This is a genomic window from Mycobacterium sp. NGS49 (assembly GCF_059812565.1).
The window spans coordinates 20,149-33,453 of record NZ_JCALCX010000044.1 but is presented as its reverse complement, the minus strand read 5'-3'; the positions used below and the strand labels follow the sequence as shown (position 1 = coordinate 33,453).

The 13,305-nt window shown below is 63.8% G+C and carries 9 protein-coding genes and 3 pseudogenes; 6 read left to right on the top strand and 6 right to left on the bottom strand.

Features of this window, described 5'->3' with window-relative positions:
• Positions 1-52: 52 nt before the first annotated feature.
• Both AC5Y7D_RS27995 and AC5Y7D_RS27990 read left to right on the top strand, forming a co-directional pair.
• The gene (locus tag AC5Y7D_RS27995) at positions 53-1,354 is read left to right on the top strand and encodes an MFS transporter (protein WP_499929215.1); all 1,302 of its coding nucleotides are present in this window, start codon (positions 53-55) and stop codon (positions 1,352-1,354) included.
• Between the two features lie 93 nt (positions 1,355-1,447).
• A complete protein-coding gene (locus AC5Y7D_RS27990; protein WP_499929213.1) occupies positions 1,448-2,959 on the top strand; it encodes a multicopper oxidase family protein in 1,512 nt (503 codons plus the stop codon).
• 941 nt (positions 2,960-3,900) lie between these two features.
• Here the strand turns inward: AC5Y7D_RS27990 and AC5Y7D_RS27985 are convergent.
• The gene (locus AC5Y7D_RS27985; protein WP_499929211.1) at positions 3,901-4,311 is read right to left on the bottom strand and encodes a type II toxin-antitoxin system VapC family toxin; all 411 of its coding nucleotides are present in this window, start codon (positions 4,309-4,311) and stop codon (positions 3,901-3,903) included.
• Complete coding sequence (locus AC5Y7D_RS27980; RefSeq protein WP_499929209.1) at positions 4,308-4,583, bottom strand: type II toxin-antitoxin system Phd/YefM family antitoxin; 276 nt, start codon at positions 4,581-4,583, stop codon at positions 4,308-4,310. Before AC5Y7D_RS27980 ends, AC5Y7D_RS27985 begins: the two co-directional genes overlap by 4 nt.
• 249 nt (positions 4,584-4,832) lie before the next feature.
• On the opposite strand from AC5Y7D_RS27980, the pseudogene AC5Y7D_RS27975 reads away from it, so the two are divergent.
• Together AC5Y7D_RS27975 and AC5Y7D_RS27970 are read left to right on the top strand one after the other, a co-directional pair.
• Positions 4,833-5,030, top strand: a pseudogene (locus AC5Y7D_RS27975) (IS4 family transposase); the annotation flags it as partial.
• A gap of 921 nt (positions 5,031-5,951) precedes the next feature.
• Positions 5,952-7,160 (top strand): IS110 family RNA-guided transposase, encoded by a 1,209-nt coding sequence (locus tag AC5Y7D_RS27970; protein WP_055578186.1) that lies wholly within the window; start codon positions 5,952-5,954, stop codon positions 7,158-7,160.
• Between the two features lie 174 nt (positions 7,161-7,334).
• On the opposite strand, the pseudogene AC5Y7D_RS27965 reads toward AC5Y7D_RS27970, so the two are convergent.
• Positions 7,335-7,706, bottom strand: a pseudogene (locus tag AC5Y7D_RS27965) (IS1380 family transposase); the annotation flags it as partial.
• A 238-nt stretch (positions 7,707-7,944) separates the two neighbouring features.
• Positions 7,945-9,861 carry an alkaline phosphatase family protein gene (locus tag AC5Y7D_RS27960; RefSeq protein WP_499929207.1) on the bottom strand — a complete coding sequence of 639 codons (1,917 nt, stop codon included), beginning with the start codon at positions 9,859-9,861 and terminating at the stop codon, positions 7,945-7,947.
• 336 nt (positions 9,862-10,197) lie between these two features.
• Here AC5Y7D_RS27960 and AC5Y7D_RS27955 point away from each other — a divergent pair.
• Together AC5Y7D_RS27955 and AC5Y7D_RS27950 are read left to right on the top strand one after the other, a co-directional pair.
• A pseudogene (locus tag AC5Y7D_RS27955) lies at positions 10,198-10,810 on the top strand (ERCC4 domain-containing protein); the annotation flags it as partial.
• A 209-nt stretch (positions 10,811-11,019) separates the two neighbouring features.
• Positions 11,020-11,850, top strand: a complete 831-nt coding sequence (locus AC5Y7D_RS27950; protein ID WP_499929205.1) for a YHS domain-containing protein — start codon at positions 11,020-11,022, stop codon at positions 11,848-11,850.
• A 46-nt stretch (positions 11,851-11,896) separates the two neighbouring features.
• Here the strand turns inward: AC5Y7D_RS27950 and AC5Y7D_RS27945 are convergent, their stop codons facing one another.
• The gene (locus tag AC5Y7D_RS27945; RefSeq protein WP_499929203.1) at positions 11,897-12,133 is read right to left on the bottom strand and encodes a hypothetical protein; all 237 of its coding nucleotides are present in this window, start codon (positions 12,131-12,133) and stop codon (positions 11,897-11,899) included.
• On the bottom strand, positions 12,130-13,038 hold the full coding sequence (locus AC5Y7D_RS27940) for an ABC transporter permease (protein WP_499929201.1): 909 nt from the start codon (positions 13,036-13,038) through the stop codon (positions 12,130-12,132). Before AC5Y7D_RS27940 ends, AC5Y7D_RS27945 begins: the two co-directional genes overlap by 4 nt.
• Between the last annotated feature and the right edge of the window lie 267 nt (positions 13,039-13,305).

Here is a 13,305-nt window from a genome sequence, read left to right as displayed (position 1 = left end):
CTCGTGGACCCGGTGCGCCACCGTGGTGGATCCCACCGCAGCGGTGCAGTAAATGGAATTGCTGACGCAGTTCCGCAGCTTCGACCGGCCCAGCCGGATGCTGATGATCAACCAGTTCGGCATCAACTTGGGTTTCTACATGTTGATGCCGTACCTGGCGGCCTACCTCGCCGGCCCACTCGGGCTGGCGGGGTGGGCCGTCGGGCTCGTCTTGGGTGTGCGCAACTTCTCCCAACAGGGCATGTTCATTGTCGGCGGCACGCTGGCAGACCGAATCGGCTATAAGCCGTTGATCGTGGCCGGCTGCCTGCTCCGCACGGGCGGCTTCGCGTTGCTGATCTTCGCCCACTCGTTGCCGGTCGTGTTGATCGCCTCAGCTGCCACCGGCTTCGCCGGAGCGTTGTTCAACCCCGCGGTGCGCGCCTACCTGGCCGCCGATTCACGTGAGCGCCGACTGGAAGCGTTCGCAGTGTTCAACATCTTCTATCAGGCCGGAATTCTGCTGGGCCCGCTGGTCGGAGTTCTCCTGGTAGCCATCGACTTCCGCATCACCGCGGCAGGCGCCGCGGCGATCTTCGCGGTACTGACCGTGGCGCAATTGCTGGCGCTGCCGCAGCACAGCGCCGATCCCGGACTGGAGAAAACATCGATACTCGAGGACTGGCGAGTCGTCCTGGGCAACCGGTCCTTCCTGCTGTTCGCGGCGGCGATGATCGGCTCCTACGTGTTGTCCTTCCAGGTCTATCTCGCCCTCCCGCTGCAGGCGGCGCTGTTGACCAAGCGCTACCAAACGTTGCTGGTGGCAGGAATCTTCGTCGTTTCAGGACTAGTGGCGGTCGCCGGACAGCTGCGCATCACCCGCTGGTTCGCCGCCCGGTGGGGTCCGGGACGCAGCCTGGCCATCGGGCTGGGCGTCCTGGCGGCCTCGTTCTTGCCGCTGGTAGCCATCCCAGACGGCTCTCGACTCGGAATTTTTGCGGCTGCCGCCGCGCTGCTGGCGACAGCCGCCATGCTGGCCGTCGGCTCGGCCGCGGTCTTCCCGTTCGAAATGGACACCGTTATGGCCCTCGCCGGGGGCCGGCTCGTGGCTACGCATTACGGCTTCTACAACACCATCGTCGGAGTAGGAATCCTTGCCGGCAACCTGGCCACCGGCTGGGCCATGGGTGCAGCGCGGCAGGCAGGAGCCGGCGAACTCATATGGGCCGGGTTGTTCATCATCGGTGTACTCGCGGCTTTGGCTCTGCGCGTCCTTGACCGCAACCAGCATCTACAGCCCCGTGCGGCTCAGCAAGACGCGACAGGACCTGCCGGCGCAGAGCAATCCCCCGACGTTCAGCGGGAACAATCCTGAGCACGACGCTGCTCGCCGCAAATGGGACCAGTAACCACGAATTCGCCCGCGACAGCAGCCGCGGCAAACCACAGGTCGACGAAGGAATAGTTGATGCAAACAGTGCGGAGTGACGTCCTACTCGATCGGCGCACGTTCGTTACCGCGTCGATTGCCGGCGCGGCCGCACTGGCACTGGGGGCATGTGGCCGAAGCGATCGCGCGCTCAACCTGCAGCAGGCCATTAACGCGGTGGATAAAGCCCGCCCACACACGGGAAGGACCGTCACCGCCACCCTTACCGCCCAACCGGCGTCCGTGGACCTCGGCGGTCCGGTCGCGAGAACACTGGCCTACGGCGACGCCCTGCCGGGTCCGCTGATCCGCGCCAACGTCGGCGACGAACTGGCCGTTACAGTCAGAAACCGGCTCGGCGACGCCACCTCAGTGCACTGGCACGGCATAGCGTTGCGCAACGACATGGACGGCGTTTTCCCTTCCACGCCCAATATTGGCGCCAACAGCGACTTCACCTACCGGTTCTCCTCGCCGCACCCCGGCACCTACTGGGCTCACCCGCACGTCGGCCTGCAGACCGACTATGGACTGTACCTGCCGGTGATCATCGACGACCCCGCCGATGCAGGCAGCTACGACGCCGAGTGGATCGTCGTCCTCGACGACTGGACCGACGGCGTCGGTAAGAATCCGCGACAGATATTTGATGAGCTCAAGGGGTCTCGAATGCCGGACTATGGGCCCAACCAGCAGCAGATGCCCGAAATGGCCGCGGTGGGTAGCAGTGCACTGCTGGGCGGAGACGCCGGCGACATCGATTACCCGTACTACCTGGTCAACGGGCGGGTCGCGGCAGCGCCGACCACCTTCGACGCTAAACCGGGTCAGCGCATACGCATCCGCATCATTAACGCCGGCGCCGACACCACTTTCCGCGTGGCTTTGGCAGGCCACGTCATGACGGTTACCCACACCGATGGTTTCCCGGTCACGCCGACCGATACCGACGCTGTGCTGGTCGGTATGGCCGAACGCTATGACGTCGTCGTCACCGCCGGCGACGGGGTCTTCCCGCTGGTAGCAATGCCTGAAGGCAAACCGGCGACACCCGGGCGCGCGCTGCTGAAGACCGCCGGCGGCAGCCCACCAGAGGTCAACTACGCGCCTCCCGAGCTCAACGGCAGAATCGGCACCGTCGACACCTTCACCGCCCCATCGTCCGCCAGCTTGGGGTCAGCGCAATCAGAGGTGAACCTGGCCCTGGAACTCACCGGCTCCATGACCAAATACGACTGGGCCATCAACGGGAAGCCTTACCCCGACAGTCCCCCGGTGAGGGTCAAACAAGGCCAGCGAGCCGCCCTGGCCTTCACCAACTCGACAATGATGTACCACCCCATGCACCTGCACGGTCATACCTTCCAGGTAATCAAATCCGACGGCTCCCTGGGCGCCCGCAAAGACACCGTCATCGTGCTCCCCCACCAAAAACTCAACGCCGTGCTGATCGCCGACAACCCTGGCACCTGGATGATCCACTGCCATCACGGCTACCACCTGGAAGCCGGAATGATAACCACTCTCGACTACACCGCCTACTCGGACTGACACATCTGTCAAGGCAAATGACTGTGTAACTTTGCTCTCCAAGACAGTTAATCGCAGGTGTATGAGCCGTCCCGGCATTTCCGGAGTCTCCGGACTTCCCGGGACGGCTCATCCCGGTCGTACTTCTTCCGTTTCTCTGACATCGCTACTCCTTATAGCTGATGCCTCCACGGTCTCGGGGAAATGTCAGTGGCTGTATGTCAGGATGAACAACCCTGTGCACGTTCAATCCCCCACTCGCCGAGCACTCCGATGCCCGGCATGGACATGCCTGCGATGAACGAACAGGCGAGCAGAAGCACCCGCCTTATTCCCCGCAGTGAATTGGCTCGGCGCCGTCGTTTTCACAATCGCCGCAGCTTTCTGGGTGTCCACATACTTGGTCGAGCGGCGGCGCGCCACAACACGTTTCGGGCCACTGGGCAATGTCGCGCGGGCGATGAGAGCAGCCGCATGGCAATCTATTCGGGGCAACGCTTTTCGCGATCTGAGCAATGCCGCGCCCCGGCGCGTCGCCCTCCGGTCCGATCCGTATCTCCGTGCCCCGCTCCCCCTTCGTGTGCGCCAACGGTACGGTTCAGCATGAGACACGCCTGAAATCGGTGGTGCTGCCGCGGATGGCCGGCCCAGACTGCCCCGCCATGCAGGCGGCGATTGATGTCTGTAAGTGCGGCGCACGACACCCACTGCCTTACCGGCCAGCGCCAGCTCGCCGAGCGGTCAGCGGCCTGCCAGGAGCGCAACGGAACTACCTGGCTGGAGCGCAACGGGAACTACTGGGCCGCCCTGATCGCACCGGCGGCCCCCGGTGCGTCGGGCAGACCGGCCGGTTCGCCTGGCTCACGCCGTTCGCGACGACCGGTTTCCGCACCTGGTGGAAAGGCGACAACACGGAGGCCATCGAGCGAGAATTCTTCCTTTCGGGCTGGCAATTCCTGTGTCTAGCAGCCGATTCCAGGCGATGCGGTCGTAAGACCGACCTCGCGACAGCCGTCGACCAAGCGGTGGTCGTATGTGACGAATGCTGTCAGTTCTTGCGCGATCTGGGCTGCGGCCGCGAGGTGAATCGCGTCGAGAGAACGCAGTGTGCGCGGACCGACGGTTTCGGCTAGTGTGAGCACCGGTTCAGTGAGTGGGAGGATGTCGAGGCCGTCGAGTAGGTAACGCGCACGCTCGAATTGACCCGGTTCCCCGTATCGGGCAACGACTCTCATCAGCTCGACGCGGCCGAGCGCACTTGTCACCGCGTGCTCGCCCTGCCCACCTTGCGCGGTGAGCCAAGCCCGCAGTTCGGGCGTCTCAGCCTCCGAAATGAGCAACTTCGTCAGGGCCGAGGTGTCCATGTAGATCACTGTTCGTTGCGCATCTCGTCGAGAACATCGGACAGAACGCGCTTACGGCGCGCCGGTGTGGCCGTTACGCTGAGAAGGTTCTGTGGTTGGCGAGCCGGAATCAAGGCACCTGCCTCGATTAGGGTTTCACGAGAACGCGCGGCAGCTTGCACGGGGACGAGTCGGGCCACGAGCCGCCCGTTGTTGGTGACGCCGAGTTCCTCGCCAGCTTCAACCCGGGCGAGGTACCGCGATGCGTGTTGTCGTAGTTCTCGGACTCCGATTACGTCCATTGCCCGAGTGTAGCACAACACATGCTACAACCGCTGCTATGCCGCGCGGCGTATTCGCGGCGCAGGGCTCGGTGCGGAACCATCGGCGGGCGCCGAGCAAGCGAGATCCCCTGGAGCCCAAGGTGATGTGCAATTCGGAGCACTTCACTGATAACCCGCCATATTCGGCTCCGTCGTATCCCAGGCCGGCCTAGACTTCATCCCAGACGTTGATCACGACGATCTTGTCGCGGTCATCGGGAATGCCCGCGGGTGGTACTGCGCTCAAAGTCTCCCGACCTTGTCCTGCAGGAGATTTGGGGACATCTGTGCTGCCACTACGCGATTCGCTCGGTGCTGGCATAAGCCGCACAGCACGCCGGGCGTGATCTCGACAGGGTCAGCTTCATCGCAGCACTGCGCATCGTGCGCCCATCCGTCGCCCAGCAGGGCGGTTTCCGCCCCTGAGCGCCCGGCACCGCCCAGGCACACTGGCGGGCCGTGCTGCGCCGCATCCTTGACCGCCTCAACCCGGTCGGACGACCACGATCGGCACCCCGCGTGATCGAACGCAAAAAGAGGAAATGGCACGTCAAACGTGCCGCCACTGGCCCCAACCGGCACATCCACCGCACGCGACAACCCCCCACCTTAATTGAACGGTATTGGGGCTAGCCCACTTTGGTGAGGGTGAATCTTTGATGGTGCTCATCGGTATAGCAGTTCGGGCTGACGTGTGGGACGTCAGAAACTACACCGAAGCTGGGGTAAAAGTGCACTTCACCGGAGAGCGTAATAGGGTTCCACCACTGGACTACGCTCACCGGATGGTCTCCGCCATCGACTGCGAAGTCGCCCATCACATATAACGGACAAGTCAGACCATCGGGGATAGTCCGCGAATTGACGTATTGGCCATCTATTAGTGGGGCGTCGAAACTCCGCCCTAGCGCGGTCGTCACGTGGGCGACGCAGGACGGGTTGCAGGTCGTACTGACAGTCCACGTCCCCGAACCGCCGTCCTCGTCGGCGTAAAGATAGACACCGTCCATCGCCGGACCTTCGGCCCTGGCTTGCGGTGCTGCAACGCCAAGCCCTACTCCGCACAGCAGCCCAATAGCTGCGGCGACGGCCCTAATTCTCATGTGGGTTCCTTAAGTTCGTAGGTGCAGTTACTTCGTGTTGTTACGTTGTGCTGTGACCCGGGTGGGTCGGGTGTGGCTGCATGCGTGTTGCCGGCCTTGGGTGCGGCTTGAAGGGACTGGCCGCCCGACCTGCTTGGACTTCTCTGGCCGCTGATTGAGATCTGCGATGTGATCGCTTGTTTAAGGAAATGCTGGCGGGGTTGTCCGTGGGGATCATGTTGGCAGACAGGCGAATAGAGGTGCGGTGACTGCGGTTCAGTTGTGGGCTGGTGTAGATGTCGGCAAGGAACATCACTGGGTGTGCGTGGTCGACGACAAGGGCGCGGTGGTGCTTTCCCGCAAGTTCGTCAACGACGAGCAACAGATCCGTGGGCTGGTTTCCGAAGTGGACAGGCTCGGTGGGCCGGTGTCGTGGGCGGTGGACCTGACCACCGTCTACGCCACCCTGTTGTTGACGACGCTTGCTGATGCCGGCAAGTCGGTGCGCTATCTGGCGGGCCGCCAAGTGTGGCAGGCCTCGGTGACCTACCGCGGCGGGGAGGCCAAGACCGACGCTAAAGACGCCCGGGTGATCGCCGATCAATCCCGGATGCGCGGTGCCGATCTGCCGGTGCTGCATCCTGGCGATGACCTGATCACCGAATTGCGCATGCTGAGCGCTCATCGGGCTGATCTGGTCGCTGACCGCACCCGCACCATCAACCGGCTGCGCCAACAGCTGGTCGCGGTGTGCCCGGCTCTGGAGCGAGCAGCGCAGATCACCCAGGATCGCGGGTGGGTGGTGCTGTTCTCGCGCTATCAGAGGCCGAAAGTGATTCGCCAGAAGGGGCTTTCGCGGCTGACGCGGATACTGGCCGATGCCGGGATCCGCAACGCGGCCTCGATCGCAGCCGCAGCGGTAGCGGCCGCCAAGACTCAGACGGTGCGCCTGCCCGGCGAAGAGGTCGCTGCCGCACTGGTAGCCGAATTGGCGCAGGGGGTGATCACCCTCGATGACCGCATCAAGACCACAGATGCCGAAATCGAGGGCCGATTTCGCCGCCATCCGCTCGCTGAGGTGATCACCAGTCTGCCCGGCATGGGCTTCCGGCTCGGCGCAGAATTCCTCGCCGCCGTGGGCGATCCCGCGCTGATCGAATCGGCCGACCAACTCGCCGCCTGGGCCGGACTGGCCCCGGTATCCAAAGACTCCGGAAAACGCACCGGACGACTTCACACGCCCAAGCGCTACAGCCGTCGACTGCGCCGAGTGATGTACATGTCCGCACTGACCGCGATCCGCTGCGACCCGCATTCCAAGGCCTACTACCGGCGCAAACGGGACGAAGGCAAACGAGCGATCCCAGCGACGATCTGCCTGGCGCGACGCCGCACCAACGTCCTGTACGCCCTCATCCGTGACAAACGCACCTGGCAACCCGACTCACCCCCAATCACCGAATCGGCGGCTTGACTTCCTCATTGAGAGTCCCTTCTCTGGTTACCTGCGCCGGACCAGCCGGTGTGCACGCTCTCGTCATGTAGGGACCGAAGTCCTCCGCCTCCGATTCGTTGACGCCGACATTCGGGTGTTTGCGCCAAGATTAGCCACGTATACCCCGTTGGGGTAGGGACTAAGGTCCTAAATCGCTGCCCGCGCCCCTGCACGCGCCGCCCGTACCCCGGGCAGGTGCGCGGCATCGATGCGCTGATCGATCAGCCGCCACATCGTGGCGGTCGACGCTGCGGCACCGAAGACGTGCGTACGATCGCCGCACAGCTGACCAACTGCGTCGATGCAATCGGCGCCGTCGGCGACCGCGGCCGCCAGATCGGCGAACACGTCCCCGGGCGCATACACCCACGGGCCGAGGTAGGTGTCGGCCAACGAGGCGGTGACCTGCGCCGATAGCCCGGTTCGATCGGCAAGCTCGCACAGCATGCCCATCGCGGCATGCGACACGACGCCATGCCCGTCAGCTGACACTTTCAGCCGTGGTGCGACCGCGATATTCTTCACTCGCGAGGTGCCTTCCAGTAGGAATAACCCTAGACAAGTCCAATTATCCCTTGCAGGACAGGCGCTTTCGCTCCGCTGCGGTGGGTTGAAATGGCTGTCCGGACCATGATGGTCTCACGACTTTGATTGCGCACCCAGCCCCCACCATTGGCTAACCGAGGCTCTAGTTGGTGGACATGAATACGCAGCGCATCCTGTGTTCCATGCTGCGGCATTGTGATGGCCGGCTACAACCCCGCTACGACCAGAACCCATTCATCGGCGTCGCGTACATGTCATTAAACGTCAACGGCGTCAACGGAACTCCCGCCGCCGGACCCAGCGCGTACTCGATCGTCGACATCAAGCTGTACTGGTCGTAGTAGCCATGGGTGACGAACTGCCCGGACAGCATCCCGCCCATGGTCACGGCGCCCTGGTTGGGGATGACGATCATCGGAACATGGTTGCCCTGGTTGCCGATGCCTAATCCGATGTTGTTGTAGTCCTCGTCCCAGGTGATGATGATGGCATCGCGCTGACCCGCGGTGTTCCATGCCGTGGAGTTCTGAATGAGCGATACCTGTTCTTGAAGGAAATGGTCGCCGGCGGCGACGTTGTACTGGTGGTCCGTGAGCTGGCTGCCCACGAAGTTGAGGACGCCCAGCGGCGAATCAACGGGCCCTTCCATGTCATTGGCGTTGTTGGCGACGATCCACGAGAACCGCGGGGTGGTGTTCGCCGCTTGGAGATCGGTACTCAACTGGGTCAGGGGCAGCAGATGCTCCTGCTGGTAGGCCACGGTGTTGTTGAAGACATAGCTGTACTGCGCAGCCGGTATTTGGAAGGTGCTGTAGTCGCCCGAGGAGACCAGCGCGCCAGTGTAGGGCATGCTCTGTGCGTAGTTGGCCCACGTGATGTTCGCCCCATCCATCTCTTGCATCAAGCTTGGTGCGTTGATGGAGGGCGGGTTGGGGTTGTAGGTCGGGCCGAAGTCCGAACCGCCCAGGATCCGGAAGTAGTTGGGGGCACTCGGGTGGCTGTTCGCATAGAAGTTGTCGGCGGATCCGTAGGTGCCCAGCAGGCTGTTGGTGTATGGGGCGTTGACACTGCCGACGATGTCGGTGAAGCCGTGGTTTTCCATGTAGATCAGGAAGACGTGATCGAGTTGGCCGACGTTGGAGGCCGGTACGGTGAGCGCCGCCGGGGTCAGACCCGGGGCGCCGACGGTGAACGACAGGTTGTCGGCATAGGCGTTGTTGTAGTGGTTGAGGACAGGGTTGTAGTCGTTGAAGGTGGCGGTCACTACCGCAGAGGTGGTGCCGACCGGGACCGTTCCGGAGACCGAACGCGGCTGCAGCCCGGTGATTCCCAGGCGATCGATCACGCTGACCGACGTCGTCGATCCGGTGCCCAGCACGACGCCGTTGGCGTTGAGGAAGCTGACCTGCAGCGCGGTCGACGACGGGTCGATCAGGTAACCGCCGAGCAGCCCACTGAGAGTGTAAGGCGTTGTGCCGGTGTTGATCTTGGCGGATGCGGCACTGAGGTCGACCCTTTGGCTGATGGTGGAGGTCGCCACGGGTCCGCCGCCGCCGAAATTGGCCCCGGCACCCGGGGGCGCCGTGCCCGGGAAGCCCAGGAAACTCGGCAGATCCGGGAACGGGAACGAGACCCCCAATACATAGCTGACCTTGTCTGTGCCGTACGTGATGATGGTCGGGGTGCCGCTCACGGACCAGCCCGGGTAGGTCACCGAGCTGGTGCCCGACGGTGACGGGGTCGCGATTTCAAAGTTCCCGTTCACCAACAGGTTCGGGCTCATCGGCAAACCGGGAATCCCGTTGACACCCAACAGAATCCCGCCGGTGCCGACCGTACCGGGGCCGCCCAACAACGCGAGCGTCATAGCGTTGCCGGCGTTGCCGCCGTTGCCGCCGGTGCCGATCAGTTGGGCGCTGCCGCCGGGGCCCCCGTCGCCGCTCACGTAACCAGGGGCCGCCTCGGCGCCCGTCCCACCGGGACCGCCGCCACCCAGCAGCGCTCCGCCGACCCCGCCTCGGCCGCCCGTCCCGCCGATGCCCGACGCGGAGAATCCGCCGGTTCCACCGGCCCCGCCGCCGCCGATCAGACCCGCGGACCCACCAAGGCCGCCCTGACCGCCGGGGGTTATCACCGCGGACGCTCCCGTTGTGCCGCCGGCACCACCCGCACCACATCCGACCGCGGAAGAATTCGGTTGTTAAGCGACTCGTCAGCGCTGCGCACGGCCACTCGCAGGTGAACGTCTTTGACCAGTTGACCGAGCTGGCGACTCAAGTTGGATCCCCGGCGACCAATACCGGGGATACTCCGCGACTGCGCTACCTTGCCGCGGAAGACCACGCGTCCGATGACTGCAGCGTCATTCGGTCAACGCGATGGGTAGGAACGAAGTCTCAGAGCACCCGCCCGGCAAGCGCATCACGATTTTGTCGCTGTTCTCGGCCGAGTCCCACTGTCGGCGGATACGACTGCCCGGGTGCACAGCATCGAGGAACTGCACATCCTCGTCGACGCGCACGAGCAGTATGGCTACCGGTTCGCCACCCAGCAGGCCAGTACCGTGCGGCGGTCGTTGCCGTGCGGCGACTATGGACTCGTAGTCGGCGGCCTGCTGGTGGCCAGCGTGGAACGCAAATCGCTGGTCGATCTGGTCGCCAAAGCCTCACCAGCGGCAGGCTGCGTTATCAGCTCGCCGATCTGGCCGCATTGCCGCGCGCGGCCATTGTTGCGGAGGATCGCTACTCGCAATTGTTCAAGCTCGACCGCGTTCGTCCCGCATCATCGCAGACGGGCTGGCCGATTTTCAGGTCCGCTGGCCGAACGTGCCGCTGGTGTTCTGCGAGACCCGCCAGCTCGCCGAGGAATGGACCTACCGATTCCTCGCCGCCGCACACGCGTGGGCTTTAACCGAAAGAGCTGCGGTGCAAGGTATCTCGTCAACAATGATCGACATCAGCGAACTCCATCAGCCAGTCACAGCGCCGGAACCGAGTACCGCTGAAGTCCCCGCCAACGGCCTGCCGGTTCCCGACCGCGGCCGCCTCCGCCCCGGCATCTGGCAAGCCTGGCGCAACGCGAACGAGCTAACTGATCGCACAGGAGCGACCAGGCACTACGCACACATCAGGTCGGAGAATGACCTCGGTCGCACAACACAATTTGTGCATGAAGCCTGGGATGCTCCAGTTCAGGACTTAGTGCCCTAGTTGAGTGTTGGAGATCGCGTTAGGCTGAAGACGTTGCTCTGTCAGCAATTTCGCGCATCGGATCGACTGGAGGGGTGATCACGGTGGGAACTTTGAAGGACGAATTGACCGCCAACGTCGTGGCATACGAGCACTGGGCCAAGCGGCGTCGATTCGGCCGCTTCGGGTACACCGACCGCCGACTCTGGGTGCTGGCCTGCATGGACGAGCGCCTGCCGATCAACGAAGCGCTGGGCATCCAGGTCGATTCACCCATAGGCCACGGGGATGCACACTGTTTCCGCAACGCCGGCGGGATCGTCACCGACGACGCAATTCGGTCAGCGATGTTGTCGACCAACTTCTTTGGCACCACCGAGATCGTCATCGTCCAGCACACCCAGTGTGGGATGTTGTCAGCTAACGCCGCAGACGTCGAGGCCTACTTCAAGGACAAGGGCATCGACACCAGCCATCCCGTATTGGATCCGACCTTGCCCGAGCTCAGGCTTGACGATGGGGCTTTCGCCAAGTGGCTCGGGATGATGGACGATGTCGACGAGACGCTGTTGAAGACGATTGAAGTGTTTGACAACCATCCGCTCATTCCCGACCACGTGACCGTCAGCGGTTGGGTATGGGAGGTGGAGACCCGCCGCTTGCGGCCTCCGACGCGTGATCCCGCGCGGCGCGCGCGCACCGACGCGACGGCGGCCGACTACGGCGTTAACCAGCCACAGCCTGCGCGGTGGCACTTGGGTGACAGCGGAACCGATGTCGTCACCGCAGCCGACCCGGTCTGCGGGATGGAGCTCCTGATCGACCGTGCCGTCGGGCACCGCGACGTCGACGGGCAGACGCTGTACTTCTGCTCCCAGCTGTGCCTCGACAGCTACGACGCCGAACCCGACCGGTACCTGCCGTCCAACACATGAAGGTCGGCTCTATTTTCTCACTCAGGAAGCACCGTCGAGGTCGCGCTCACAGCGTCCGCTCACGCACCGCCTTGGCGACGTCCATTCGCCTGATCACGCGAAACGCCGGGATGGCCGTCAACAGTGCGGCCGTCAAGACGGCCGCGGCGACCAGGAGCGGAGTCGTGGTGTGCATGGTCAGGTGCCATCGATAGCCCTGCGTCACGTAATTGGACATGAACCATTCAGCGAGCCACATTCCGGCGATCAGGCCGGCCGGCAAACCGATCGCGACGAGCGTCATATTCTCGACCGCCACCAGTCGGCCCAGCAGATGGCACCCATTCCGGCGGCCTGCAACGTGCTCAGCTCGCCGGTGCGCTCGCTGATGTTGGCCGACATCGCGTTATAGAGCAGCGCAGCTGCCATGACACCCGCAGACAACAAGGTCAGCGCAACCAGCACGTTGTACAGGGCGAACGCCTTGCGGATGGTGGCCGAGATGGAGTCGGTGGGCACGTAGGCGGCCACGCCATGCAACGCCATCACATCTTGGCGCTTCACGTTCTGGTTGACGCCGGGAGCCAGCTTGAGCAACACGCCCGATGGCGCAAGAGCGGGCACTTGGGCGGACGTGACATATACGACCGGGTTCATCGGCTCGTCGACGAAGCCGGCGACGGGTAGGTCCAAATGAATTTGTTTCTGGGCGTTGGTTATTGAGATCCGGTCACCGACGGCGACGCCGAGAATTGCCCGCAAGCTCTCTCCCAGCAACACGCCGTCGGGCGGAAGGCTGCGGCCTGACGGGCCCGATGTGAAGCGGTGCATCTGGGTTGCCGACGCCAAGGCGATCAGCAGGGTGTCGTAACGGTTGTCGAGGTCTTGCACCGTGACATCCAGCCGGGTGAACGGTTCAGCGGCAGCGACTTGCGGGTCGGCTCGTAAAGCACTCGCGACGGAGTCGGCCCTGCCTGCCTCGGTAATGACTTGAGCGTCTTGAAGTTCGACCTCTCCGTACTGTCGGTCGATGACGCCGTTGACGGTGTCGCGTAATCCGGCGAACACCATCACGAGGCATACCGAACTGATGACCCCGGCGACGGTAAGGATGGTGCGGCGACGGTTGCGGGTGATGCCGCGCAATGTCATTCGCCAGCGAGTTGGCATACGCCCCAGCGGCGGCAGCAGTCGTTCCGCGACGCTCACGCCGCCGCGTACGCGTGGCGGCGAAGTCCTCATGGCTTCCGCCGGACTCATCCGCGATGCGGCGCGCGCCGGGGCCCATGCGGCAAGCGCGGATGCTGCAGCGCCGGCCACGGCTCCGACGATCAGACTGTCGGGTACCGTCTACACACCACGGATCGCGAGCGACGGTCGCTGAGCAGGTCGGCTACGCGCGTCTCCTCGCACAGTCGCAGCGCTGGTGGAGGAGCTGCCCCCTCGGTTTGTCGCTGGATTCGGCTCCGACCGCCT